This window comes from Pseudomonas parasichuanensis (assembly GCF_021601385.1).
Classification (GTDB): Bacteria; Pseudomonadota; Gammaproteobacteria; order Pseudomonadales; family Pseudomonadaceae; genus Aquipseudomonas; species Aquipseudomonas parasichuanensis.
In genome coordinates this window covers 1-25,840 of sequence record NZ_BQHO01000052.1, presented here as the reverse complement: position 1 = coordinate 25,840, position 25,840 = coordinate 1, and the positions used below count along the sequence as shown (strand labels likewise).

At 64.5% G+C, this 25,840-nt stretch carries 26 protein-coding genes; 12 read left to right on the top strand and 14 right to left on the bottom strand.

The features are described from left to right. The 9 genes from L6D77_RS25795 to tcyJ form a co-directional block, all read right to left on the bottom strand. Positions 1-496 (bottom strand): methionine ABC transporter permease (locus L6D77_RS25795; RefSeq protein ID WP_236170200.1); only part of this gene is annotated, 496 nt, incomplete at its 3' end. Continuing rightward, positions 486-1,595 carry a methionine ABC transporter ATP-binding protein gene (locus L6D77_RS25790; protein ID WP_232885174.1) on the bottom strand — a complete coding sequence of 370 codons (1,110 nt, stop codon included), beginning with the start codon at positions 1,593-1,595 and terminating at the stop codon, positions 486-488. The genes L6D77_RS25790 and L6D77_RS25795, both read right to left, overlap by 11 nt. Position 1,596: 1 nt before the next feature. Next, positions 1,597-2,397 (bottom strand): MetQ/NlpA family ABC transporter substrate-binding protein, encoded by an 801-nt coding sequence (locus L6D77_RS25785; protein WP_232885175.1) that lies wholly within the window; start codon positions 2,395-2,397, stop codon positions 1,597-1,599. Further along, positions 2,390-3,781, bottom strand: a complete 1,392-nt coding sequence (locus L6D77_RS25780; protein ID WP_232885176.1) for an LLM class flavin-dependent oxidoreductase — start codon at positions 3,779-3,781, stop codon at positions 2,390-2,392. Before L6D77_RS25780 ends, L6D77_RS25785 begins: the two co-directional genes overlap by 8 nt. Beyond that, on the bottom strand, positions 3,781-4,962 hold the full coding sequence (locus L6D77_RS25775) for an SfnB family sulfur acquisition oxidoreductase (RefSeq protein ID WP_232885177.1): 1,182 nt from the start codon (positions 4,960-4,962) through the stop codon (positions 3,781-3,783). Before L6D77_RS25775 ends, L6D77_RS25780 begins: the two co-directional genes overlap by 1 nt. Positions 4,963-5,089: 127 nt before the next feature. Then, positions 5,090-6,331, bottom strand: coding sequence for an SfnB family sulfur acquisition oxidoreductase (locus L6D77_RS25770; RefSeq protein WP_232885178.1), 1,242 nt, complete (start codon positions 6,329-6,331; stop codon positions 5,090-5,092). Positions 6,332-6,629: 298 nt separating this feature from the next. Further along, positions 6,630-7,391 (bottom strand): L-cystine ABC transporter ATP-binding protein TcyN, encoded by a 762-nt coding sequence (gene tcyN / locus L6D77_RS25765; RefSeq protein ID WP_232885179.1) that lies wholly within the window; start codon positions 7,389-7,391, stop codon positions 6,630-6,632. Between the two features lie 2 nt (positions 7,392-7,393). Further along, positions 7,394-8,062: a cystine ABC transporter permease gene (gene tcyL, locus L6D77_RS25760; protein WP_232885180.1), complete on the bottom strand. Its 669-nt coding sequence runs from the start codon at positions 8,060-8,062 to the stop codon at positions 7,394-7,396. Next, positions 8,059-8,853, bottom strand: a complete 795-nt coding sequence (gene tcyJ, locus L6D77_RS25755; protein ID WP_232885181.1) for a cystine ABC transporter substrate-binding protein — start codon at positions 8,851-8,853, stop codon at positions 8,059-8,061. Before tcyJ ends, tcyL begins: the two co-directional genes overlap by 4 nt. 378 nt (positions 8,854-9,231) lie before the next feature. Here tcyJ and epsC point away from each other — a divergent pair, with 378 nt between their 5' ends. Further along, entirely contained in the window at positions 9,232-10,164 is a 933-nt protein-coding gene (gene epsC, locus L6D77_RS25750) for a serine O-acetyltransferase EpsC (protein ID WP_232885182.1), read from the top strand. Positions 10,165-10,476: 312 nt separating this feature from the next. Beyond that, entirely contained in the window at positions 10,477-12,438 is a 1,962-nt protein-coding gene (gene betT, locus L6D77_RS25745; protein WP_232885196.1) for a choline transporter BetT, read from the top strand. A 119-nt stretch (positions 12,439-12,557) separates the two neighbouring features. On the opposite strand, the gene tauD is transcribed toward betT, so the two are convergent. The 4 genes from tauD to tauA all read right to left on the bottom strand — a co-directional run bounded on the left by tauD (position 12,558) and on the right by tauA (position 16,150). Further along, complete coding sequence (gene tauD / locus L6D77_RS25740; RefSeq protein WP_232885183.1) at positions 12,558-13,391, bottom strand: taurine dioxygenase; 834 nt, start codon at positions 13,389-13,391, stop codon at positions 12,558-12,560. 145 nt (positions 13,392-13,536) lie between these two features. Beyond that, positions 13,537-14,373, bottom strand: coding sequence for a taurine ABC transporter permease TauC (gene tauC / locus L6D77_RS25735; protein ID WP_232885184.1), 837 nt, complete (start codon positions 14,371-14,373; stop codon positions 13,537-13,539). Beyond that, a complete protein-coding gene (tauB, locus tag L6D77_RS25730) occupies positions 14,370-15,164 on the bottom strand; it encodes a taurine ABC transporter ATP-binding subunit (RefSeq protein ID WP_232885185.1) in 795 nt (264 codons plus the stop codon). Before tauB ends, tauC begins: the two co-directional genes overlap by 4 nt. 14 nt (positions 15,165-15,178) lie before the next feature. Beyond that, complete coding sequence (gene tauA / locus L6D77_RS25725) at positions 15,179-16,150, bottom strand: taurine ABC transporter substrate-binding protein (RefSeq protein WP_232885186.1); 972 nt, start codon at positions 16,148-16,150, stop codon at positions 15,179-15,181. Between the two features lie 497 nt (positions 16,151-16,647). Here tauA and L6D77_RS25720 point away from each other — a divergent pair, with 497 nt between their 5' ends. The 9 genes from L6D77_RS25720 to L6D77_RS25680 all read left to right on the top strand — a co-directional run bounded on the left by L6D77_RS25720 (position 16,648) and on the right by L6D77_RS25680 (position 25,207). After that, the gene (locus tag L6D77_RS25720) at positions 16,648-17,994 is read left to right on the top strand and encodes an OprD family porin (RefSeq protein ID WP_232885187.1); all 1,347 of its coding nucleotides are present in this window, start codon (positions 16,648-16,650) and stop codon (positions 17,992-17,994) included. A gap of 170 nt (positions 17,995-18,164) precedes the next feature. Beyond that, entirely contained in the window at positions 18,165-18,803 is a 639-nt protein-coding gene (locus tag L6D77_RS25715; protein WP_125465985.1) for a peroxiredoxin, read from the top strand. A gap of 186 nt (positions 18,804-18,989) precedes the next feature. Then, entirely contained in the window at positions 18,990-19,571 is a 582-nt protein-coding gene (locus L6D77_RS25710) for an alpha/beta hydrolase (RefSeq protein WP_232885188.1), read from the top strand. 63 nt (positions 19,572-19,634) lie between these two features. Then, positions 19,635-20,582 carry a sigma 54-interacting transcriptional regulator gene (locus tag L6D77_RS25705; RefSeq protein WP_232885189.1) on the top strand — a complete coding sequence of 316 codons (948 nt, stop codon included), beginning with the start codon at positions 19,635-19,637 and terminating at the stop codon, positions 20,580-20,582. 182 nt (positions 20,583-20,764) lie between these two features. Next, a complete protein-coding gene (locus tag L6D77_RS25700) occupies positions 20,765-21,550 on the top strand; it encodes a MetQ/NlpA family ABC transporter substrate-binding protein (RefSeq protein ID WP_232885190.1) in 786 nt (261 codons plus the stop codon). A 712-nt stretch (positions 21,551-22,262) separates the two neighbouring features. After that, on the top strand, positions 22,263-22,928 hold the full coding sequence (locus L6D77_RS25695; protein WP_232885191.1) for an amino acid ABC transporter permease: 666 nt from the start codon (positions 22,263-22,265) through the stop codon (positions 22,926-22,928). Then, complete coding sequence (locus L6D77_RS25690; RefSeq protein ID WP_232885192.1) at positions 22,909-23,568, top strand: amino acid ABC transporter permease; 660 nt, start codon at positions 22,909-22,911, stop codon at positions 23,566-23,568. The genes L6D77_RS25695 and L6D77_RS25690 overlap by 20 nt, the downstream gene beginning before the upstream one ends. Beyond that, a complete protein-coding gene (locus L6D77_RS25685; protein ID WP_232885193.1) occupies positions 23,565-24,338 on the top strand; it encodes an amino acid ABC transporter ATP-binding protein in 774 nt (257 codons plus the stop codon). The genes L6D77_RS25690 and L6D77_RS25685 overlap by 4 nt, the downstream gene beginning before the upstream one ends. Further along, entirely contained in the window at positions 24,335-25,207 is an 873-nt protein-coding gene (locus tag L6D77_RS25680; protein ID WP_232885194.1) for a transporter substrate-binding domain-containing protein, read from the top strand. The genes L6D77_RS25685 and L6D77_RS25680 overlap by 4 nt, the downstream gene beginning before the upstream one ends. Positions 25,208-25,351: 144 nt before the next feature. Here L6D77_RS25680 and L6D77_RS25675 read toward each other — a convergent pair whose 3' ends face one another. Next, a complete protein-coding gene (locus L6D77_RS25675; protein ID WP_232885195.1) occupies positions 25,352-25,606 on the bottom strand; it encodes a DUF3077 domain-containing protein in 255 nt (84 codons plus the stop codon). Between L6D77_RS25675 and L6D77_RS25670 the strand changes: the two genes are divergently transcribed. After that, positions 25,605-25,823, top strand: a complete 219-nt coding sequence (locus L6D77_RS25670; protein WP_236170199.1) for a hypothetical protein — start codon at positions 25,605-25,607, stop codon at positions 25,821-25,823. The two genes, L6D77_RS25675 and L6D77_RS25670, sit on opposite strands and share 2 nt — an antisense overlap. The last annotated feature ends 17 nt before the right edge of the window (positions 25,824-25,840 follow it).

The window sequence follows — 25,840 nt, the reverse complement described above, 5'->3', positions numbered from 1 at the left end:
CCCCAATCGCCCCGGCCATGGCCGACGAGTTGATCAGCGTCACCAGGGTGATGGTGAAACCGCCAACGATCCCCGGCAACGCCTCGGGCAGCAACACATGCCAGACGATGTGCCAGCGCCGGCAGCCCATGGCCTGGGCCGCTTCGATCAGGCCATGGTCGACCTCGCGCAGGCTGACCTCGGCAATCCGGGCGAAGAACGGCGTGGCGGCGATGGTCAGCGGCACCACGGCCGCCCACACGCCATAGGTGGTGCCGACCACCAGGCGAGTGAAGGGGATCAGCGCGACCATCAGGATCAGGAACGGGATCGAGCGGAACAGGTTGACGATGGCGCCCAGCACCCGGTTAAGCGCCGGCGCCTGGAAGATCCCGCCCTTGTCGCTGGTGACCAGCAGCACCGCCATCGGCACGCCTACGAGCAGCGCCACCAGCGAGGACACGCCGACCATCAGCAGGGTGTCCAGCAAGCCTTGCATCAGGCGATCAATCCACATGGCCGAGTACCTCCACATCCGTCGCCCAGCGGCGGGCGCGTTCGAGCAATTGATGGGTGTCCAGCGGTGAGCCGCGCACAGCCAGGATCAACTGGCCCAGGGCATGCTCGCCGATGGTTTCGACGCCGCCCTGGAGCAGGCGCACGCGCCCACCCAGGTCGCTGAACAGCGTGCTCAGCTCCGGCTCACCGAGCAGCTGCAGGCGCAGCACCACGGCGGCATCGCGGCTGGCCGGGCTGGCCCGCAGGCTGGCCTGCAAGGCGGCGGGCAGGCGCGTCTGCAAGGGCGCTAGCAGGGTGCGGGTGACCTCGTGGCGTGGCGCACCGAACACCTGCCACACCTCGCCCTGCTCGACCACTTCGCCGCGCTCGAGCACCACCACGCGCTGGCAGATATCGCGGATCACCGCCATTTCATGGGTGATCAGCACCACGGTCAGGCCCAGGCGCTGGTTGATGTCGCGCAGCAGCTCGAGGATCGACGCGGTGGTTTCCGGGTCGAGCGCCGAGGTGGCCTCGTCGCACAGCAGGATCTCGGGGTCGTGCACCAGCGCCCGGGCGATGCCGACCCGCTGCTTCTGCCCGCCGGACAGCTGCGCCGGGTACACGTGGTGTTTTTCCGCCAGCCCCACCAGCTCCAGCAGTTCGCGCACCTTGCGCTGACGCTCGGGCTTGCTCACGCCGGCCACCTTCAACGGCAGCTCGACGTTCTGCCACACGGTCTTGGCCGACATCAGGTTGAAGTGCTGGAAGATCATGCCGATGCGCCGGCGCAGCGCCACCAGGCGGTCTTCGTCGAACGGCGCGATATCTACCTGGTCGATCAGCACCCGGCCCTGGCTGGGTTGCTCCAGGCGATTGATGGTGCGCAGCAGCGACGACTTGCCGGCGCCGCTGCGGCCGATGATGCCGAAGATCTCGCCGCGGCGGATGTTCAGGTCGATGCCTTGCAACGCCGGTTGCGCCTGGCCCGGGTAGGTCTTGCCCAGGCCGATGAAGCGCACATGGGCCTGGGCTACTTCCGGGCGCAGCACCTGTTCAGGCGCCCTGGGCGGCACTGGCTGCGTGGGAAGCGCCCTGAGGGCGCTGGCCTGGCTCATGTCAGCCTTCCCAGCCGGCCTGGTACAGCTTGCCGTGGGCCTTGTCCAGGGCGGCGCGCACGGCGGGCGAGTGCTGGTAGATATCGACGAACTTGGCCAGGCGCGGGTCGTTTTTCTCCTGCGCACGGATGACGAACTGAATCACGTACTCCTTGTTCTCCAGGCCGTCGAACAGCAGCGCCGAGGTGGCGTCGAAGGTGTTGGCCAGGCGGATATAGGCCGGGTAGCCCTGTACCAGGTCGGCGTCGTCATAGGCACGTACCAGCTGCACCGCTTCCACCTGGAGGATCCTGATCTTCTTCGGATTGGCGATGATGTCGTCTTCGGTGGCCTTGTAGCCCACGCCCGGCTTGAGGGTGATCAGGCCGGCCTTGGCCAGCAGTTGCAGGCCACGGCCGCTGTTGATGGGGTCGTTGGCGATGGCCACGCTGGCGCCTTCGGGCAGCTCGGCGAAGCGCTTGTACTTTTTCGAATACAGGCCGACGTTGTTGATGATCCCCGGTGCATAGGGCACCAGGTTGAAGCCGGCGGCGGCCTTGGCGTTTTCCAGGAAGGGGATGTGCTGGAAGTAGTTCACGTCGATGTCGCCGCTGTTGAGGCTGACATTGGGCGCGATCCAGTCGCTGAACTCGATCAGCTTCACTTCCAGGCCTTGTTTATGGGCTTCTGCCACTGCCGCTTCCAACGGGATGGCGAAGGCGGCGGTGGTGCCGATTTTCAGTGGCTCGGCGGCGAAGGCGGCGGCGGACAGGCCGAGGCCCAGGGCGATGGCCGCGACGGGCCGGAACAGTTTCTCAAGCATGGTGCAGGGCTCCAGTCGGGGCAGGGGTATGGGTGTTGCGGTAGGTGGAACCGGGGTGGTCGGCGGGCAGGTGCGGGTGGTCGCTGGCGAACAGCTTCTCGCGCAGCGTGCCTTCGACGTAGGCGGTCTTGTAGCGGCCGCGGCGTTGCAGTTCGGGTACGACCAGGTCGATGAAGGCTTCGAAGCTTTCCGGGGTGACGGTGCGGGTCAGGTTGAAACCGTCCAGGCCGGTGTCGTCGAGCCAGCCAATCAGTTGCTCGGCGACCTGTTCGGGGTTGCCGACCAGGGTCACGTAGCGACCGCCCAGGGCCTGCTGCTCCAGCAAGCGACGGCGGGTCCAGGCGCTGTCCTGCAACTGGCGGGTGGCGGACTGGATGGCATTGCCCTTGGCGAAGCCGATCGGTTCGTCCAGCCCGTAGCGCGAGAAGTCGATACCGGTGGAGCTGGCGAAGTGCGCCACGCCGGCCTCGGGGCTGGCGTAGTGCAGGTACTCGGCGTGCAGGGCGCGGGCTTCATCCTCGGTTGCGGCCACGATCACGGTGATGCCCATGAATACCTTGACCGCCTGCGGGTCGCGACCCGCGGCTTGCGCCGCTGCACGCACCTTGTCGACCTGGGCGCGGGTGGCGGCCTTGTCCTGGCCACTGATGAACACGCACTCGGCGTGGTTGCCGGCAAAGGCCAGGCCGCGCGCCGAACTGCCAGCCTGGAACAGCACCGGGGTGCGCTGCGGCGAGGGTTCGCACAGGTGGTAGCCCTCGACGTCGTAGAACTCGCCGTGGTGGCTGACCTTGTGCACCTTGTCCGGGCGCGCATATACACGCTGCGTGCGGTCGGCGACCACGGCATCCTCGTCCCAGCTGCCTTCGAGCAGTTTGTACAGCACCTGCAGGTACTCGTCGGCCTGGTCGTAGCGGCGGTCGTGCTCGGGTTGCTGTTCCAGCCCCATGGCCCGGGCGGCGCTGTCGAGGTAGCCGGTGACGACGTTCCAGCCGACCCGGCCGCCGCTCAGGTGGTCGAGGGTGGAGAGGCGCCGGGCGAACAGGTACGGCGCTTCATAGGTGAGGTTGGCGGTAAGGCCGAAGCCCAGGTGCCGGGTCACCGCCGCCATGGCCGAGACCAGCAGCAGCGGGTCGTTGACCGGCAGCTGGATCGACTCCTTGAGCGTCACGTCCAGCGACTGGCCGTACACGTCGTAGGTGCCGACGATATCGGCGATGAACAGCCCGTCGAACAGCCCGCGCTCCAGCAGGCGCGCGAGGTTGGTCCAGTAGTCGAGGGTCTTGTACTGGGTGGAGGTGTCCCGTGGGTGGGTCCACAGGCCGTGGTTGATGTGCCCGATGCAGTTCATGTTGAAGGCATTGAGCAGGATCTGCTTGGCCATCAGATGGTCCCCCGACGCGGCGGCTTCTCGTCGTTGAGGTAGTAGTTGCCGATGGCGTGGTACTTCCAGCGCACCGGGTCGTGCAGGGTGTGTACCCGGGCGTTGCGCCAGTGGCGGTCGAGGTTGTGCTCGGCCAGGGTGGCCTGGCTGCCGGCCAGTTCGAACAGGGTGGTGCCGGCGGCCAGCGAGATTTCGGTGCTGATGGCCCGTGCCTCGGCCACGGCGATGGACGCGGCGGCCAGGGTGTCGGCGGTGCTGTCGGCCTGGGCGATGTCGAGGATTTCGCCGGCGCGCTCCAGCAGCGCTTCGGCGGCGTGCAGGCGGATCGCCAGGTGGCCGAAGCTCTTCAGGGTCAGTGGGTCGTCGCTGGCCTTGTCGACGCCGGAGTCGACCCACGGCCGGCTGCGGGTACGCACGAAGTGCAAAGCGTCTTCAAAGGCGGCGCGGGCGATACCGGTGTCGATGGCGGCGTGGAGGATCTGCGCCAGCGGGCCGACCGTGGTCGGGCGCTCGAAGGCGCTGCCGAACGGCACCACGTCTTCGGCGCGTACCGCCACGTTGTCGAACACCACCGAGCCGCTGCCGGTGGTGCGTTGGCCGAAGCCGCTCCAGTCGTCGATGATTTCGATGCCCTGGGTGTCGGCAGGCACGTACGCCAGGTGCTGCACTTCCTGTTCGTCGATCACCAGGGTCGGGATGCGTTGGGCGTAGATGGCGCCGGTGCAGTAGAACTTGCGGCCGTTGATGCGGTAGTGCTCGCCGTCGCGGGTCAGGCGCGTGGTGCGTTCGTGGGCATTCTTGGTGCCGATTTCGGCCAGGGCATTGCCGAAGCGGCGGCCGGCCAGCACTTCGGCATACAGCCGTTTCTGTTGCCCGGGGGTGCCGTTCACCCGCAGCACTTCCAGGGCGTAGAAGTGGTTCTGCGGGATCTGCCCGATCGAGGCGTCGGCCTGGGCGATGCGGGCCACGACCTTGGCCAGGGTGGCGCTGGACACGCCGGCGCCGCCAAAGGCCTTGGGCACGCTGATGCCCCACAGGCCGGTGTGCACGAAGCGTTCGAGTTCGGCGTGGGGCAGGCGGCGTTCGCGGTCGCGAACGGCGCTGTCCTGGCGCAGGTGATGGGCGAGTTCTTCGGCGACGGCCAGGGCTTGGGCGTCGTTGGTGATGAGGGATGCAGTCATGGTGCTCTCCGGGCACGGGGGCGCCTTGCGCCCCTTCGCGGGTAAACCCGCTCCCACAGGGTTCATCACTCAACTGTGGGAGCGGGTTTACCCGCGAAGGGCTGCATAGCAGCCCCAGGGCTTTAAATCAGATCCAGGAATGGCGGTTTGGCAGGGTGCCGTTGAGGTAGTAGGCGCCGACCGCGTGGTACTTCCAGCGCACCGGGTCGTGCAGGGTGTGCACCCGGGCGTTGCGCCAGTGCCGGTCGAGGTTGTACTCGGCCAGGCTCGCGCGGCTGCCGGCCAGCTCGAACAGCTTCTCGCTGGCCTGCAGCGAGATCTCGGTGGTGAGCACCTTGGCTTCGGCCACGGCAATCGAGGCCCGCGCGGCAGCGGCAGCGTCGACGGGCCCAGCGTTGACTTCGTCGAGCACCTTGGCCGCCCGGCGCAGCAGCGCTTCGGCGGCATGCAGGTCGAGCTTCAGGCGGCCGATGTCGGCGATCACGTAAGGGTCATCGCTGTTGCGCTCGACCTTGGCTTCGATCCACGGCCGCGACTTCTCGCGCACGAAGGTGATCGCGTCCTCGATCGCCGCCTCGGCGATACCGGCGTCGATGGCCGCCTGGATCAGCTGCGAGGCGGCGCCCTGGATGTTCGGCACATCGCGCTGGCGCCAGTTATCCACAACCAGGTCGGCGTCCACCGGCACCTGGTCCAGCAGCACGGTGCCGCTGGCGGTGGTGCGTTGGCCAAAGCCCGACCAGTCGTCGACGATGCGCAGGCCGCGGCTGCCACGGCGCACGAACGCCAGGCGCTGGCGGCCTTCGTCGTCCAGCGCCTTGACCGCCACCCAGTGCGCGTAGAGGGCGCCGGTGGAGTAGAACTTTTCGCCGCTGATGCTGAAGTCATCGCCCTTGCGGGTGATGCGCGCCTTGAGCGTCAGGGTGTCCTTGGTGCCACGCTCAGGCCCGGCATTGCCGATACGCCAGCCGTCGAGCACGGCGCGGAAGATTCGCTGCTTCTGCGCCTCGGTGGCGGTCAGGCGCACCAGTTGCAGGATGCCGAACTGGTTCTGCGAGATCTGCCCCAGCGCCGGGTCCGCGGCGCTGATCAGGCGGAACACTTCGGCGATGGTCGCGAATGACACTTCAGGGCCGCCGTAGGCCTTGGGGATGCTGATGCTGCCCAGGCCGCTACGGGTGAACTGTTCGATCTCGGCCCACGGCAGCTTGCGTTGCTGGTCGCGGCGGGCGGCGTTGTGGCGGGCCACTTCGGCCAGTTCGCGGGCGGCCTGCAGGGCCTCCTCGTCGCTGCGCAGCACCTTGGCGGGCAGCAGCAGGGGCGAGCTGTCGGTATCGCTGTACGATTGGGTGGTTGGCTGGCTGGACATCAGTACCGCTCCTTGGCTGCACTCAATGCCCTGGCGTTGGCCACTGGGGTGATTGTGATCCTGACCATTCCTTACCTCACAAAAGTTGGCTGTGCCGCCTCGGGGTGAGGTCGGCAGACATTTGCTGGTCCGGTGGTCCGGTTTATATACCCTAATGGCTTATTAAATGTTTATGAACTAACACTTTGGAATATCTATAGAAGTCGAGGTTTTCGCCAGGCGCTCCAACGCATTCGCGGGTAAATCGCAGCGGCGGTTCGCCGCTGCGATTTACCCGCGAAGAAGACAACGCTGAAAGTCAGTCCTGCGCGGCAGCGGTCCCGAGGAACTTGCGCAAGAACTGCCGCGTCCGCTCCTCCTTGGGGTTGGCGAACAACGCCTTGGCCTCACCCTGTTCGACGATCACGCCCTTGTCGAAGAAGATCACCCGGTTGGCGACATCGCGGGCGAAGCTCATCTCGTGGGTGACGATGATCATGGTGCGTTTTTCTTCGGCCAGGCCGCGGATGGTCTCCAGCACCTCGCCCACCAGTTCGGGGTCGAGCGCCGAGGTGGGCTCGTCGAACAGGATCACCTCCGGCTCCATGGCCAGGGCGCGGGCAATGGCCACCCGTTGCTGCTGGCCACCGGACAGGCGCCGGGGGTAGGCGTCTTCCTTGCCGGCCAGGCCAACCTTGGCCAGCAGGCGTTTGCCCAGTTCGATGGCCTTGTCGCGAGGGGTCTTCTTGACGATGACCGGCCCTTCGATGACGTTGTCCAGCGCGGTGCGGTGGGGGAACAGGTTGAAGTTCTGGAACACGAACCCGGCCTGCTGGCGCAGGCGGCGAATCGCACTTTGCTGGCCACCCAGGGGGCGGTTGGCATCGATGCTGATATCGCCGATCTGGATGCGCCCGGCGTCGGGCGTTTCCAGCAGGTTGAGGCAGCGCAGGAAGGTGGTCTTGCCCGAGCCGCTGGGGCCGATGATGGCCACCACTTCGCCCGGTTGTACGGTGAGGTCGATGCCGTTGAGCACGGTCTGGCCCTTGAACCGCTTGGTCAGGCCTTCTACTACGATCATCGTCAGTGCTCCTGGTCGTGCTGGTTGACCCGCGCTTCCATGCGGTTCTGGAAGTGCGCGAGGATGCTGCAGAGGATCCAGTAGATCACCGCAACCGCCAGGTACATGGTGAACACTTCGAAGGTGCGGGCCGTGATCAGCTGCGCCTGGCGGAACAGCTCGGGCACCTGGATGGTCGCCGCCAGGGCGGTGTCCTTGACCAGCGAGATGAAGCTGTTACCCAGTGGCGGCAGCGCGGTGCGCAGCGCCTGCGGCAGGATCGCCCGGCGCATGGCCTGGGTGCGGGTCATGCCGATGGAGGCCGCGGCCTCCCACTGGCCATGGTCGATCGAGGAGATCGCCGCGCGCAGGATTTCGCAGATGTACGCCGCCATGTTCAGCGACAGGCCGATCAGCGAGGCCGGGATCGGGTCGAGCTCGATACCGATCTGCGGCATGCCGAAATAGATCACGAACAGCTGCACCAGCAGCGGCGTGCCACGGAAGAACGAGACGTAGATGCGTGCCAGCCAGTCCAGCGGCAGGATCTTCGACAGGCGCATCAATGCCAGGGCAAAGCCCAGCACCAGGCCGAAGAACATGCCGCCGACACTGAGCAGCACCGTGTAGCCAGCGCCCTTCAGCAGGAAGGGCGTGGAATCGGCAACGAGTTGCAGGCTTTCAGCAATCATTTGGTGACATCGGCACCGAAGTATTTCTCGGACAGCTTGGCCAGGGTGCCGTCAGCCTTGAGCTTGTCGATGGCCTTGTTCAGCGCGGCCAGCAGCTCGGGCTCACCCTTGCGCAGGGCCACGCCGCTTTCCAGGCGCGAGAAGGCGTCGCCGGCCAGCTGGGTGTCCTTGGCTTTTTGCGCGTATTCCAGCGCGGCCAGGCGGTCGATCAGGATGGCGTCGATGCGGCCGTTGCGCAGGTCGGCGAACTTGGTCGGGTCGTCTTCATAGGTGCGTACTTCGGCTTTCGGCACGTCCTGCTTGACCCATTGTTCGTAGTTGGTGCCCAGGCCTACGCCGACCTTTTTACCGGCCAGGTCCTGTGCGGTCTTGATGTTCAACTGTTCAGCTTTCTTCTTCAGGACCAGCGCCTGGATACCGGAGATGGTGTAGGGCTCGGAGAAGTCGTACTTCTTCTTGCGCTCTTCAGAGATGGTCACCTGGTTGATCACCACGTCCAAACGTTTGGACTCCAGCGCGGCAAGGATGCCGTCCCACTTGGTCGGCTGCACCTTGGCCTTGACCCCCAGCTCCTTGGCCAGCAGCTCCGACAGCTCCACTTCGAAGCCGGCCAGCTTGCCGTTTTCATCCTGGAAGCTGAATGGCGGGTAGGTGCCTTCCAGGCCGACGTTGATCACGCCTTTTTCCTGGATGGTCTTCAGTTGCTCGCCGGCGAAGGCCTGGCCGAGCAGGCCGGCGCCGAGCAGGAGCGCCAGGCTGGCATTGAGTAGGGGTTTGGCGAATTTGGACATGTGTGGCCCCGCGCTTGTTGTGGAAGTAGTGGGTGGCAACTATAGAGGTGGGCTGCATAGGCCTGGAAATAATAAAAAACCAGGTTGTTATTCCATGATTACCATCTGCAGCGGATCGGCAGCGTTGAGGGTAGTCATGAATGGAGGCCCCGTCAGCGTTGCTTATACCCGACTTAGTGCAGGATGGAATAAAGCGTTGTTTTTTCCAAGGGGGGGATTTGTCTTACAGTGGATCGCATGTAGTCAGCGCGGGCCTCTTCGCGGGTAAATCGCAGCGGCGAACCGCCACTCCCACAGGGAATGCGCAAAACCTGTGGGAGCGGGTTTACCCGCGAAGAGGCCGGCATTGGCAATGACAAGCCTGGCAGGAGATCCACCGTGAGCGAACAACCATCAACAGCCCATTGGCAACTGCAGGGCATCGTCAACGGCCTGCGCAGCGCCCGTGAGCAATGGCGCAGCAGCAATGGCCGCAGCAGCGGCGAGCAGGGCGGCCGCGAGCTGCCGTCGCGCGAGGCGCTGCGTCAGATCCTCGAGCAACTGTGCGGCGCGCTGTTCCCCATGCGCCTGGGCCCGGTGGACCTGCGCGAGGAAAGCGAGGACTTCTACGTCGGCCATACCCTCGACGCTGCACTGACCGCGCTGCTGGCCCAGGCTCGCCTGGAGCTGCGTTACGCGGCGCGCCATGGCAAGACCGACGTCACCGATGTGGACGCCCATGCCCTGCGCCTGGTCCAGGACTTCGCCGCTGCCCTGCCGGCCTTGCGCGTGCTGCTCGATACCGATGTGCTGGCCGCCTACCACGGCGACCCGGCGGCGCGCAGCGTCGACGAGGTGCTGCTGTGCTACCCGGGCATCCTGGCGATCATTCACCACCGCCTGGCCCATCACCTGTACCGGGCTGGCCTCCCGCTGCTGGCGCGGATCAGCTCGGAGCTGGCGCACTCGGCCACCGGCATCGACATCCACCCCGGCGCGCAGATCGGCCCGAGCTTCTTCATCGACCACGGCACCGGCGTGGTGATCGGCGAGACGGCGATCATTGGCGAGCGGGTGCGCATCTACCAGGCGGTGACCCTGGGTGCCAAGCGCTTCCCCAGCGACGAGTCGGGCACCCTGCACAAAGGCCTGGCGCGCCACCCGATCGTCGAGGACGACGTGGTGATCTATGCCGGGGCGACCATTCTGGGGCGCATCACCATCGGCAAGGGTTCGACCATTGGCGGCAACGTGTGGCTGACCCGCAGCGTGCCGGCTGAGAGCAACATTACCCAAGCTAACCTTCAGCTCGATTGCCAGGACAAGAATTGATCTGAGTTGTGCAACGCCTGTTCGGGCCTCTTCGCGGGCAAGCCCGCTCCCACAAGTTTGGTGTAAGCCTGTGGGAGCGGGCTTGCCCGCGAAGAGGCCGACGTCGATGCCCCGCCCAGCGGCATCGGGTCGCATTGAAATCCATTCCATGTTTAACTTGAACGCTTGTTCAATGAAAAACGCTGGTCCATTGCCGGTGTTCAACAGGAGGATTCCTTTGCTGAACCCGTACAATCCGAACCTCACGTCCTGTGACGAGGTGCACGCCCGATGAGTGCACCGACACCTGCTCTTGCCAACGGCAAGATCCGCATGAACCCCCCGGTGTTCTACTTCGCGGCAAGCTTCATTCTGCTGTTCGGCCTGGTGGTCATCGCCATGCCACAAGCGGCCGGCGCATGGTTGCTGGCGGCGCAAAACTGGGCGGCCAACACCGTCGGCTGGTACTACATGCTGGCCATGACCCTGTACCTGGTGTTCGTGGTGGTCACTGCAGTGTCCGGCTACGGCAAGATCAAGCTCGGTGCCGACCACGACGAACCCGAGTTCAGCTACCTGTCCTGGGCGGGCATGCTGTTCGCCGCCGGCATCAGCATCACGCTGTTTTTCTTCTGTGTTTCCGAACCCCTGACCCACATGCTCCAGCCGCCCCAGGGCGAGGCGGGCACGGCCGAGGCCGGGCGCCAGGCGATGCAGATCCTGTTCCTGCACTGGGGCCTGCATGGCTGGGGCGTGTTCGCCTTCGTCGGCATGGCGCTGGCCTATTTCGCCTACCGCCACAACCTGCCGCTGGCGCTGCGTTCGGCGCTGTACCCGCTGATCGGCAAACGCATCAACGGCCCGATCGGCTACGCGGTGGACGGCTTCGGCATCATCGCCACGGTGTTCGGCCTGGGCGCCGACATGGGCTTTGGCGTGCTGCACCTGAATGCCGGGCTCGACTACCTGTTCGGCATCAGCCACAGCCAGTGGGTGCAGGTGCTGCTGATCACCTTGATGATGGGCGCGGCAGTGGCCGTGGCGGTTGCAGGGGTAGAGAAGGGCGTGCGGGTGATGAGCGACATCAACCTGTTCCTGGCCTGTGCGCTGCTGTTGTTCGTGCTGTTCGCCGGGCCCACCCAGCACCTGTTCAACACCCTGATCCAGAACCTTGGCGATTACCTCGGTGCCCTGCCGCGCAAGAGCTTCGACGTGTACGCCTACGGCGAGCAACGTGACTGGCTGGGCGGCTGGACGGTGTTCTACTGGGCCTGGTGGATTGCCTGGGCGCCGTTCGTGGGCCTGTTCATCGCGCGTATCTCGCGCGGCCGTACCATTCGCGAGTTCGTCTTCGGCGTGCTGCTGATCCCACTGGGTTTCACCCTGGCGTGGATGTCGATCTTCGGCAACAGCGCGCTGGACCAGGTGATCAACCACGGCATGACCGCGCTTGGCCAGTCGGCCATCGACAACCCGTCGATGAGCCTGTACCTGCTGCTGGAAACCTACCCGTGGAGCAAGACGGTGATCGCCGTGACGGTGTTCATCAGCTTCGTGTTCTTCGTCACCTCGGCCGACTCCGGCACCGTGGTGCTGTCGACGCTGTCGGCCAAGGGCGGCGGCGCTGACGAAGACGGGCCGAACTGGCTGCGGATCTTCTGGGGCGCGATGACCGCGCTGATCACCAGCGCCTTGCTGTTCGCCGGCAGCATCGACTCGCTCAAGTCTGCGGTGGTGCTGACCTCGCTGCCGTTCTCGCTGATCTTGCTGTGCATGATGTGGGGGCTGCACAAGGCCTTCTACCTGGAGAGCCAGCGGCAGATTGCGCAGATGCATTCGCTGGCGCCGTTCGCCCAGTCGCGGCGCGGCCGTGGCGGCTGGCGCCAGCGCCTGAGCCAGGCGGTGCATTTCCCGTCACGCGACGAGGTGTACCGCTTCATGGACGACGTGGTGCGCCCGGCGATTGCCGAGGTGCGCGAGGTGTTCGAGCAGAAGGGCCTGGTGCTGATCACCCAGGATGACCCGAGCCATGACAACGTCAGCCTGAAGATCGGCCATGGCGATGAGCAGCCATTCATCTACCAGGTGCAGATGCGTGGGTACTTCACGCCGTCGTTCGCCCTGGGTGGGCTGGGCACGCAGGAGTTGAAGAACCGCCGTTACTACCGGGCGGAGGTGCACCTGAGCGAGGGCAGCCAGAACTACGACCTGGTGGGCTACAGCAAGGAGCAGATCATCAACGACATCCTCGACCAGTACGAGCGGCACATGCAGTACCTGCATCTGGTCAGGTAGGCCTGTTCCGGCCTCTTCGCGGGCAAGCCCGCTCCCACAGGTACTGCAACGCATTCAGTAGCGGTGCGATCCCTGTGGGAGCGGGCTTGCCCGCGAAGAGGCCGTCATAGGAGAGCGCTCTAGAACGGCGCATCCCCCAGGATGGTCGCCCGGTGCATCACCCGCCGATTGGGCCGGTAGTCGTCCACCGCGAAATGCTGGGTCACGCGGTTGTCCCAGAACGCCACGTCGTTCTCCTGCCAACGCCAGCGAATGCTGAACTCCGGCCGCGTCGCATGGGCGAACAGCAGCTTGAGCAGCGCCTCGCTTTCATACTCGTTCAGCTCGTTGATCCGCGTGGTGAACCCTTCGTTGACGAACAGCGCCTTGCGCCCGCTGACCGGGTGGGTGCGCACCACCGGGTGCGACAGCGGCGGGTTGTTGCGCCGGGTGGTTTCCCAGCGCGCCAGGTCCTGCGGCGTGGTGCCGAAGCGCTCCAGTGGGAACGACTTGGTGAAATCGTGGGTGGCGGTCAGGCCGTCGAGCATCGCGCGCAGCGGCGCCGACAGCGCCTCGAACGCGGCAATGCCACTGGCCCACAAGGTGTCGCCACCGTAGGCCGGCAGCTGCTTGGCGCTGAGCACCGCGCCCAGCGCCGGGGTCGGCAGGAAGGTCACGTCGGTGTGCCACACGGCGTTGTCGCGTACGTCGGTCACGGCGGTGTCGAGGATCAGCACCTGCGGGGTGTCCGGCACGTTGGGGTAGATCGGGTGGATGTGCAGGTCGCCGAAGCGGGCGGCGAAGCGCGCCTGCTGTTCGGGGTTGATCGGCTGGTCGCGGAAGAACAGCACCTGATGCTGGAGCAGCGCCTGCTCGATGGCATCGCGCTGTTCGGGGGTGATATCGCGGCTGATGTCGATGCCGCTGATCTGCGCGCCCAGGGCCGGGCTCAAGGGGGTGATGGTCAGGCTCATGTCGGTCTCGCTTGTAATTCGGTGGGTCCAACCGCTCGAAAGAGTTGGACTGTCTGTGCTGGCCTCATCGCTGGCAAGCCAGCTCCCACAATAGGCACGTAATTCCTGTGGGAGCCGGCTTGCCGGCGATGGGCCCAGCACGCAATCAATGGCTCTGCCCATGCCAGGGCACCAGCTTGCGCTGCAGGGCGCGCAGCCCCATCTCCAGGGCGAAGGCGATCAGGGCGATCAACAGGATCCCCAGCACCACCACGTCGGTCACCAAAAACTGCGCCGCCGACTGCACCATGAAGCCCAGGCCGCTGGTGGCGGCGATCAGCTCGGCGGCGACCAGGGTCGACCAGCCCACGCCCAGGCCGATGCGCACGCCGGTGAGGATGTCGGGCAGGGCGCTGGGCAGGATCACGTGGCGGATCAGCTGGGCCTTGGTCGCGCCCAGCGATTGCGCGGCGCGCAGCTTGGTCGGGTCGACGGTGCGCACGCCGGTGGCAGTGGCGATGGCGATCGGGGCGAAGATCGCCAGGTAGATCAGCAGTACCTTGGACAGCTCGCCGATGCCGCACCAGATCACGATCAATGGCAGGTAGGCCAGCGGCGGGATCGGCCGGTAGAACTCGATCAGCGGGTCGAGGATGCCACGGGCCACGCGGTTGTAGCCGATGGCCAGGCCGACCGGGATGGCGGTCAGGGTCGCAGCCACCAGCGCCAGGCCGATGCGGCCGAGGCTGGCGCCCAGGTGCTGCCACAGGCTGGCGTCCATGTAGCCCTGGGTGAGCAGGGTCCAGGCCTTGGCCAGGATATCGGCGGGTGGCGGCAGGAACAGCGGCTCGACCCAGCCGGCGGCCGTCACCAGCCACCAGGCCAGCAGCAGGGTGGCCAGGGTCAGGGTGCTGATCCAGCGGGTGGACAGGGGGCGGCGGGCTTTGGCCGGGGTAGGTTTGGCGTCACGTTTGGCCGCGACAGGCAGGTCCAGGCTGCTCATGCAGACTCCTCTCGGCGGGCGGCTTCGCGTTGCGAGAACACCCGCGCCAGCACGTGCTCGCGGGTTTCGATGAACTGTGGGTCGGACTTGATCGCCCGCGCTGGCTCGCCGGCGGCATAGCGCTGGCCAAAGTCCAGTTGCAGGCGTTCGACCACACGCCCAGGGTTGGGCGCCAGCAGTACCAGCTCGGTGGCCAGGAACACTGCTTCTTCGATGTCGTGGGTGATCAGGAACACCGGCTTGGCGGTGCGCTGCCAGACCTGCAGCAGCAACTCCTGCATCTGTTCGCGGGTGAAGGCGTCGAGGGCGCCGAAGGGTTCGTCCATCAGCAGCACCCGAGGGTCGGCGGCCAGCGCCCGGGCCAGGCCCACGCGCTGTTTCTGGCCACCGGACAACTGCCAGATGTGGCGCTCGCCGAAGCCGGCCAGGTCGACCAGCGCCAGCATCTCGCGGGCCTTGGCTTCACGCTGCGCGCGGGGCACGCCGGCCAGTTGCAGGCCGAAGGCGACATTGCTCAGCACGTCCTGCCAGGGCAGCAGGGCGTCGTCCTGGAACACCACACCACGCTCGGCGCCTGGCCCTTGCACCGCGGCACCGTCAAGGGTGATGCGCCCGGCGCTGGGGGCGACGAAACCGGCGATCAGGTTGAGCAGCGAGGTCTTGCCGCTGCCGGACGGCCCAAGGGCCACCAGCAGCTGGCGTGGGCCCAGGCTCAGGTTGATGTCGGCCAGCACCGGGGTGCTGGCGCCGGGGTACTGTGCGCTGATGCGCTCCAGTTCAAGCAAGGCCATGACGGGCTCCGGTCTTAGTTGGGCAGGTATTGCTTGCTGACGTAGGGCGAGTAGTCCGGCAGTACCGCATCGACCTTGCCCTGTTGCTTGAGGAAGGTGGCGGTGTCGGTCAGCGCCTGGGTGGTCGGTGCGCCGAGGGCACTGGCCTGGTCATCCGCCAGCGGGTAGACGTTGCCTTGCAGCAGTACCGGGATGTCCGCCGCCTTGGCACCCGACAGCTTGACCAGCTTGGCAACGTTGTCCGGGTTGGCCAGCCAGGCTTTCGGGTCCTTGCGGTAGTCGGCATAGGCGTCGAGGGTCACCTTGGCGAATGACTTGACGATGTCCGGGTGCTTGGCGGCGAAGTCCTTGCGCACGATCCAGGCGTCGAAGGTCGGCGCGCCTTTTTCGGCCAGCTCACCGGAGGTGATCAGCACCTTGCCGTTTTCCTTGGCCACGCCCAGGGCCGGGTCCCAGACATAGGTGGCGTCGATGTCGCCGCGCTTCCAGGCGGCGATGATCGCCGGTGGCGCGAGGTTGAGGATCTGCACCTTGGTGGGGTCGATGTTCCAGCTCTTGAGCGCGGCCAGCAGGCTGTAGTGGCCGGTGGAGACGAACGGCACGGCGACTTTCTTGCCCACCAGGTCCTGTGGGGTCTTGATGCTGTCGCGGGCGACCAGCGCCTCGCCGGCACCGATCTGGGTGGCGATCAGGAAGGTCTCGACCGGCAGTTTGCGGGTGGCGGCGGCGGCCAGGGGGCTGGAGCCGAGGTAGCCGATCTGCACGTCGCCGCTGGCCACCGCGGTGATCACGTCGGCGCCGTTGTCGAACTTGCGCCAGTCGATGCTGGCCTTGCTGGCTTTTTCATAGTCGCCGTCCACCTGGGCCACCTTGGCCGGGTCGACGGTGGTCTGGTAGGCGACGGTCAGGTCGGCGGCCTGGGCCAGCCAGCTGGTGCCGGCGAGGGTCAGGGCAGCGAACAGGCGCAGCGGGGCATGCGGGATCATGGTGAACCTCTCGTCAGGCAATTGGGCTATGGATGGCGAGAAGACTAGATGATCTAAGAAATTAGAAATAAATAACTTTTTTGCATTAGCTTAGGAGCCAATCGCTTTAAGGGCGCGGCGGCGATGCAGCGGCTGGCGGGATGCAGAAGGGCTGCTAGGCTTTCTCGGTTCCGGCCGGGGGGCTGTGCGGTTGAGCGTCGCCAAACGTTTGCACATAACCTAAAGGTATGATTGACGCCGTCGATACAACCTTTCGCAGTAAAGGTTCCAATGTTATTCCGTAAAAATCTTACAGATTCATAAAACGGTCATTTTGGATTTATAGGATTGTCATTATCCTGTAGCGCAGGACGGCGGCTTAGACCAAAGTCGCGAATCGATCGTTGAGCATTGACTTGGCGGTCACGCATTGGTGCTAAATCGCCAATCCCGGGCGAGTGGGGCAACAGACTCCGCCGCTTGTGACGCACAAAAATTAGAACGTAGAGGAGCAAAACATGTACAAGTCCAGCCTGGCCCTGGCCGTGGCACTGGGGGTTCTCGCCCAACAAGCAGGCGCTGCAGGTTTCATCGAGGACAGCAAAGTGTCCCTGAGCTCGCGCACCATGTATTTCGACAACAACAACCGTGAGGCCCATGCCACCGGGACTGCAAAGCGTCCGGACCAGCGTGAAAGCGGCCAAGGTTTCAAACTCGACTACATTTCCGGCTTCACTGAAGGCACCGTGGGCTTCGGCGTCGATGCCCAGGCTGTATGGGGTATCCACCTGGATGGCGGCAAGGGTTACCACAAAGCCGGCTTCCTCCCAGACGATAGCGATGGCTCCTCGGTAAGTCAGTGGGCTCGTGTTGGCGGCAATGCCAAGGCTCGCTTCTCCAAGACTGAAGCGCATTTCGGTAGCGCGCTGGCCCCGAACCTGCCAATCCTGGTAGCCAACGATGGCCGTCTGCTGCCGCAGACCTTTGAAGGTGGCACCATCCAGTCGAAGGAAATCGACAACCTGACCATCAACGCCGGTCAGCTGACCCACGCCATGGGCCGTGCATCGAGCAACCGAACCGGCCTGTCGGTCTCGGGCGCCTTCGCCGACAGCAACAAGTTCCGCTTCGGCGGTCTGGACTACAAACTCACTCCAGACCTGACCCTGCAGTACTACTACTCGAACCTGGAAGACTTCTACAAGCAGCACTTCCTGGGTGCTACCCACGTCTTCAAGATCGCCGACAACCAGTCGTTCAAGACCGACCTGCGCTACTTCGATAGTAGCAGCGACGGCAAAAACGGTGACGTTGGCACCTACGCCTTCGACAACAACGGCGGCTACGCCAAGAACGCTGGCAAGGTCGACAACAAGACCTGGTCCGCCATGTTCACCTACACCCTGGGCGGTCACGCGCTCATGCTGGGTCGCCAACAAGTCGGCGACGACGGTGGTTTCGTTTGGCTGAACCAGGGCGCTGTGCGCAACGGCAACAACCGTCCTGAAGGCGCTGGCGGTTCGAGCTTCTACCTGTTCACCGACAGCATGATCAACCAGTTCGCCCGTGCTGGCGAAAACACCAACTTCGGTCAGTACTCCTATGACTTCGCTGCGCTGGGCGTACCCGGCCTGAAGGCATCGGTCGCTTACCTGCGTGGTGACGACGTCAAGTACAAGAACGGCCACGGCACCTACGACGAGTGGGAGCGTGACGCTCGTGTCGACTACACCATCCAGCAAGGTACCCTCAAAGGCCTGGGCTTCAGCCTGCGTCAGGGCGTGTACCGTGGTGAAGGCAACGAAAGCAGCGCCGACCAGGATCAGACTCGCTTCATCGTCAACTACACTTACGCCTTCATGTAAGTCGTAGCGGCCACAGAAGAAGCCTCGCCTAGTGCGAGGCTTTTTTGTGCCTGCGATTTCGTATGCATTGTGGTTATAAATAAATCGATATTTATTCTTTTTATTTTTATTCGAATGCAGGCACATTGAACCCATCCAGGCCAGACAGACACCGCAAAGGAGCCGCTTACATGAGCCTCAAACTTGGCGATATCGCCCCCGATTTCGAACAGGATTCCAGCGCCGGCAAGATCCGCTTCCACGAATGGCTGGGCAACAGCTGGGGCGTGCTGTTCTCCCACCCGGCCGACTTCACCCCGGTGTGCACCACCGAGCTGGGCCTGACCGCCAAGCTCAAGGACGACTTCGCCAAGCGTGGCGTCAAGGCCATCGCCCTGTCGGTCGACCCGGTCGACTCGCACCACCGCTGGATCGATGACATCAACGAGACCCAGAACACCGTGGTCAACTTCCCGATCATCGCCGACGCCGACCGCAAGGTGTCCGACCTGTACGACCTGATCCACCCCAACGCCAGCGACACCCTCACGGTGCGCTCGCTGTTCGTCATCGACCCGAACAAGAAGGTGCGCCTGACCATCACCTATCCGGCCAGTACCGGGCGCAACTTCAACGAGATCCTGCGGGTTATCGATTCGCTGCAGCTGACCGACAACCACAAGGTCGCCACCCCCGCCAACTGGCAGGACGGTGACGAGGTGGTGATCGTGCCGTCGCTCAAGGACGAGGACGAAATCAAGCAGCGCTTCCCGAAAGGCTACCGGGCGGTGAAACCTTATCTGCGCCTGACGCCGCAACCCAATCGTTAAGTGAATCCTCGTTGTAATGCTCTTAGCCATAGCAGGGATTTTGGGCCGTTTCGACGGCCCTTTTTTATGGGCGGCGTTTGATGTTTTGATATTTTGGTTATTAATAAATAGCTTCTTATTCCTTTACGGATATAACTGCCTCCTTATACTTGCACCCCAAGCACGCAAACTTTCGGAGGCGTCCCCATGCGCAATGAGTCGATTCGTTACCTGATTGTGCCGGGCTGGCAAGGATCGCCAGACAACCATTGGCAGAGTCACTGGCAGCGCAGCCTGCCCAACAGTGCCCGGGTCGAGCAGCAGGACTGGCTTACCCCGCAGCGGCGCGACTGGGTGCAAGCGCTGGAGCAGGCGATCGCCGCCGAAAGCTCGCCAGTGATTCTGATTGCCCACAGCCTGGGTTGCATCACGGTCGCCCACTGGGCCGCCCAGGCCAGCCCGAACCTGCTGCGACGGGTGCGTGGCGCGCTGCTGGTGGCGCCGGCTGATGTCGAGCGGCCCAACTGCGCGCCGGCCTTGCGCAACTTTGCGCCGATCCCGCTGCAGGCGCTGCCGTTCCCAAGCCAGGTGGTCAGCTCGGACAACGACCCGGCGGTGAGCGTGCCACGGGCGCTGCACCTGGCACGCGCCTGGGATGCCGAGGCGGGGCTGCTGGCCCATGCCGGGCATATCAACGTCAAGTCCGGCCACGAGCGCTGGGAACAGGGCTTCGCCTACCTTTTCCGCCTGCAGGCCCGGATCGACCAGCGCGCATTGCGGCGCGCCTGATCCGCCGGCCGTTCCATGAATACCTTGAGCCCCGGCCGCGCGCGACCGGGGCGGGAGTTTTCCATGACCTTCCACACCCCTTTCGGCCAGCCCCTGCTGACCTTCCCTGAACTGGACAAGAGCCCGCTGAGCATCCGCGCCAAGGCGCTGGTATTCGTCGACCCGCGCTCACAGGCGCTGCGCCAGGCCCTCGAGCGCCTGGCGCCGCAACCGCTGCCGGTATTGATCCGGGGCGAGACCGGCACCGGCAAGGAGTTGCTGGCGCGGCAGATCCACCGTGCCAGTGATCGCCCGGGGCTGTTCGTCTCGGTCAACTGCGCCGCCATCAGCCCAACCTATGCCGACGCCGAACTGTTCGGCTACAGCGCCGGCAGCCAGGGCGGTACCGCCAGCAGCCGCGCGGGCTGGTTCGGCTCGGCCAACGGCGGCACCTTGTACCTGGACGAGATTGCCGACCTGCCGCTGACGATCCAGGGCAAGTTGCTGGCGGCGCTGGAAAACCGTGAAGTGACCCGCGTCGGTGCCGCCCAGCCGCAGCCGGTGGACGTGCGTCTGGTCGCCGCTTCCAGTATCGACCTGGCCAAGGCGGTGCAGGCCGGGCGTTTCAACGAGCGGCTCTACCACTACCTGCATGAGGGCGAGCTGGAGCTGCCGGCGCTGCGCGAGCGGGTCGGTGACATCCTGCCCTTGGCGGAGTACTTCGTCGGCATCTACAGCGTGCGCCTGGACCGGCCGTTGGCGCTGATCAGCGAGGCTGCCCAGCAGGCGCTGGAGGCCCACGCCTGGCCGGGCAATACCCGGGAGCTTGAGAACGTCATCCACTTCGCCCTGTTGGTCAGTGATGGCGAGGAAATCCTCCCCGAACACCTCGACCTGCCGGACGCTACCCCGCTGGCCAGCTTGGCGCGCCAGCTTGGGCAGTTAGGCCGCAGCCGCGAAGTGCAGACCCTGGATGCCTTGCGCCAGCTGCTGACCGACAGCCTGGCACAGCTGGATGAACCCTCACGCTAGAGCGGCGCCAGGCAGCTCATAAGCAAAGGCGCTGATGGCCATTTGTTTTTGGAATAAGCAGCTAAGTAAAAGATATTGTTACGGAATAAAAAATCCCGGTATCGTCCGTTTCACGCCCACCCGAACGGGTGGGCACCTGACGTAGCCATCTGCGATGGCCCAGCTCGATAACAAGGATCACCATGAAAAAGACCCTGCTGACCACCGCCCTGGCCGCCGCCCTTTCGTTTGCAGGCCTGGCCTCTGCCGCCGAGAAACTGGTGGTCGCCGCCACGCCGGTACCCCACGCTGAAATCCTTGAACTGATCAAGCCGACCCTGGCCAAAGAAGGCGTCGACCTGCAGATCAAAGTGTTCACCGACTACGTGCAGCCGAACGTGCAGGTCGACCAGAAACGCCTGGACGCCAACTACTTCCAGACCCTGCCGTACCTGCAGAATTTCAATGAAGGCAAAGGCACCCACCTGGAAACCGTGATCGGCGTACACGTCGAGCCCTTCGGTGGCTACTCGAAGAAGGTCAAGACCCTGGCCGAGCTGAAGGAAGGCGCCACCGTTGCCATCCCTAACGAAGGCAGCAACAGCGGCCGCGCCCTGCTCCTGCTGCAGAAGGCTGGCCTGATCACCCTGAAAGACCCGAAAAACGCCCTGGCCACCCCGAAAGACATCGCCGAGAACCCGAAGAAGCTCAAGTTCCGCGAGCTGGAATCGGCCATGCTGCCGCGCGTGCTGGACCAGGTCGACCTGGACATGATCAACACCAACTACGCCCTGGAAGCCGGCCTGAACCCGGCCAAGGATGCCCTGGTGATCGAGGGTGCCGACTCGCCGTACGTGAACTTCCTGGTGGCCCGCCCGGACAACAAGGACAGCGAGGCCATCCAGAAACTGGCCAAGGCCCTGACCAGCCCGGAAGTGAAGGCGTTCATCGCCAAGAAGTACCAGGGCGCGGTACTGCCGGCGTTCTGATACGCGGCATCCGCCAAGCCTGAAACGAAAAACGCCGACGCATCTTGCGTCGGCGTTTTTGTTTTTGCCGGTTTCATCATAAGAACTCGACACCGGCCCTGCAGGCGATCACCCAGCCCTTCGGGCTGCGCTGGCTGGCAGAGAACAATAGTCCCCTGCGCGAAGCAGTCCCCTGTGGGAGCGGGTTCACCCGCGAACACCGGCGAAGCCGGTGCCATACACCGCGTCGCCTGTTTCGCGGGTGAACCCGCTCCCACAAAAGCGACGCGCTCATAACGCCAGCGCTCTGCGCGACAGCGCAGCACAGAGGTTGGGGCGATCTTCGACAAGGGACAGATCAGCGCTGTTCACCCAGCGCCCGGCGCAGGGCCAGCAGCCACAATAGTTGTTCATTTGCAGCAGGTGAGCAGGGGCTGTTCATCGTTTTCGTCCTTGTAAGTTGATGGGGCCGTGCAGGTCACAGTTTGAAATCTGTTTGAGGGGTAGGCCGTGAGAAAGGTCCCGGCCTGATGCAGGAAATTTCCGAAGGAAACGAGCGGTGATATAGATATGCAATAAAGGTATTTATAAAAATATTTTTATACCTTTAGAGTCTATAAATCGTGCCTACCGGCACAGCGCCACTACGCGTGAAACGACGCCGAGCGACCCTCGTGCCGACCTGGAACCTGCCCATGCCGTACCTCCCTAACCTTGTGTCGAGGCCCTCTCCATGAGTTTCGACACCGCCTTCATGCTTAGCACATTGCCGGCCTTCTTCAAGGCGGTGGGGGTGACCTTGCAGGTCGGCCTGATCGCCATTGCCACCTCGCTGCTGGTGGCGCTGCTCAACTCGGCGGTTCTGGTCTTTCGTACGCCATACCTGCGGCGCCTGGTGCAAGGCTACGTGGAGCTGGCGCGCAACACGCCGCTGCTGATCCAGCTGTTCTTCGTCTACTTCGCCCTGCCGGGCGTGGGGGTGAAGATCTCGGGCTTCGCCGCGGCCATCATTACCATGACCTTCATGGGCGGCGCCTACCTCACCGAAGTGCTGCGCGCCGGTGTCGAAGCGGTGCCGCGGGCGCAGCTGGAGTCCGGGCGTTCGATCGGCCTGTCCGAAGGCCAGTTGCTGCGCCATGTGATCCTGCCGCAGGCCGGAATCCTCAGCCTGCCGGCGCTGTTCGCCAACTTCGTGTTCCTGCTCAAGGAGACCACCGTGGTCTCGGCGGTGGCAGTGCCGGAAATCCTCTACACCACCAAGAACTACATCGCCCTGTACTACAAGACCTACGAGATGCTCGCGGTGCTGACCCTGCTCTGCGTGCTGATCTTCCTGCCGCTGTCGCTGCTGCTGCGCCACCTGGAAAGGAGGCTGCAACATGGCCAGTTCGGCATTTGAACTGCTGCAGGTGTCATGGCCGCAACTGGCCGCCGGCGCCGGGCAAACCGTAGCGATCTCGGCACTGGGCATCGCCTTTGCCACCCTCGGCGGCGTGCTCTACGGCGTGCTGGCCACCCTTGGCAACCGGCTGCTGAACCTGCTGCTGCAGGTGTACCTGGAGCTGTTCCGGGCAATCCCGGTGCTGGTCTGGCTGTACCTGGTGTTCTTCGGCTTGCCGATCTTCCTCGGCCTGAGTATCCCCAGCTTCTGGTGCGCGGTGCTGGTGCTGGGCCTGTGGGGCGCCAGCGAGGTCGGCGAGGTGGTGCGCGGTGCACTGGGCTCGCTGCCCCGTGGCCAGCGCGAGGCGGGGCTGTCGATCGGGCTGTCCGGCTGGCAGCTGTACGCCTATGTGCTGCTGCCGCAAGCGCTCAAGCGCATGACCCCGCCGACCATCAACATCTATACGCGCATCATCAAGACCAGCTCGCTGGCGGTGCTGATCGGCGTGGTCGAGGTGATCAAGGCCGGCCAGCAGATCATCGAGCGCACCTATGAATCGGCGCTGATCTACGGCGTGCTGCTGCTGTTCTTCTTTTTCGTCTGCTACCCGCTTTCCGCCGCCTCGCGTGTGCTGGAACGCCGCTGGGCCCACTCATGAGCGCATTGATCGAATTCCACGGTTTCAACAAGTTCTTCGGCGAGCACCAGGTGCTCGATAACGTCGACCTCAAGGTTCGCGCCGGCGAGGTGGTGGTGATCCTCGGCCCCAGCGGCTGCGGCAAGAGCACCCTGTTGCGCTGCCTGAACGGCCTGGAACAGGCCCGCAGCGGCAGCCTGCGCCTGGGAGGGCAGGAGCTGCTGGCCCCCGACACCGACTGGCGTCAGGTGCGCCAGCGGGTGGGCATGGTGTTCCAGAGCTACCACCTGTTCGGCCACATGAGCGTGCTGGACAACCTGCTGCTGGGCCCGCTCAAGGTGCAAAAGCGCGAACGCGCCGAGGCGCAGGCCCAGGCCGAGGCGCTGCTGGCGCGGGTGGGCCTGCTGGATAAACGCGATGCCTTCCCGCGCCAGCTCTCCGGCGGCCAGCAGCAACGCATCGCCATCGTCCGCTCGCTGTGCATGAACCCCCAGGTGATGCTGTTCGACGAAGTCACCGCGGCCCTCGACCCCGAGATGGTCAAGGAGGTGCTGCAAGTGATCCAGGGCCTGGCCCGGGACGGCATGACCCTGCTCATCGTTACCCACGAAATGGCCTTCGCCCGCGCGGTGGCCGACCGCATCGTGTTCATGGAGGCCGGCAGGATCCTTGAACAGAACCCCCCCGAGCGCTTCTTCACCCAACCGCAGACCGCACGCGCGCAGCAGTTCCTGGAGAAATTCTCTTTCGTCGAAAGCCTGCCCAAGACACTGCACAAGGAACTGTCATGAACACCGCACCCTTTGCCAAACTGCTCGCTCCACTGCTTGGCCTGGCCCTGCTGGCCGGCTGCAACAAGGCCGAAGAGCCGGCCAAGCCTGCTGCCGCCTCGCCTGCCACCAGCTACCTGGAAACCATCAAGGCCCGCGACAAGCTGATCGTCGGCGTGTTCACCGACAAGCCGCCGTTCGGCTTCGTCGATGAAAGCGGCCGCTACGTCGGCTTCGACACCGACATTGGCCGGCGCTTCGCCAAGGACCTGCTGGGCGACGAGAACAAGGTCGAGTTCGTCGCCGTCGAGCCCGCCAGCCGTATCCCGTTCCTGCAGAGCGACAAGGTCGACCTGATCCTCGCCAACATGACCGTCACCCCCGAGCGCAAGGAGGCGGTGGACTTCACCAACCCCAACCTGCGCGTGGCGGTGCAGGCCATCGTTGCCGACGGCAGCCCGGTGCAGAAGCTCGACGAGCTGGCCGACAAGACCATCATCGTCACCACCGGCACCACGGCCGATATCTGGCTGACGAATAACCACCCGGACTGGAAGCTGCTCAAGTTCGAGAAGAACAGCGAGTCGCTGGCCGCCCTGGCCAATGGCCGTGGCGATGCCTACGCCCAGGACAACCTGATCCTGTTCAGCTGGGCCAAGCAGAACCCGGGTTACCGCGTGCTGCCGCAGCTGCTGGGCGAAGAGGCACCGATTGCCCCGGCGGTGAAGAAGGGCAATGCCGAGCTGCGTGACTGGGTGAATGCGGAGCTTTCCAAGCTGGGTGAGGAGAAGTTTTTGCTCAAGCTGTATGACCAGTACGTGCGTAAAGAACTGAGCGATGACACCAAGCCTGAAAGCGTGATTGTCGAAGGGGGCAAGTGGCAGGGTTGAGCGTCTGATGCTGGGGCTGCAAAGCGGCCCTTTCGCCGGCAAGCCGGCTCCCACAGGATAAGCACATAGCTTGAGCTGATGCGGTCGGGGTGGGAGCTGGCTTGCCAGCGAAAGGGTCGCACAGCGACCCCATGCTGTTTCAGTTCAACGATCCACCCTGTTAATCCCCCGCTCCACATCGTTGATCAACGCCTTGGCCATATCGCTCAAGATACGGGCCGCACTCCCCGCCAGCAGGTCCCCTTCCATTTCCGCCTCGGTGGACAGGTGGCGTATACAACCGAGCAACACCGAGATCTCATCCAGCACCCGCGGCAGCGGAATGCCCGGCTGCACGCGGAACAGCTCCAGGCAGGTTTCGCTGCCTTGGGTGGTGCAGGTTTTCAGGTCGTCGCTCATGGACGTGGCTCCAGGGGGCGTCGTAACGGGCCATCGTCTGTTCGATCAGGGCACGCGCCATATCGGCGGCGTAGGCGGCGTTGCTGAGCATGTGCAGGCCCAGGTCGCCGACGTGCAGCCGGCAGTGTTCGTCGAGGGTTTCGCTGACGCCGCGCAGCAATTGGCTGGCGTGGGCCAGGGCGTCGGGGGTGGGGAGGTCGGTTTCTGTGTCTTATAAACATCGCCGAGCCCACG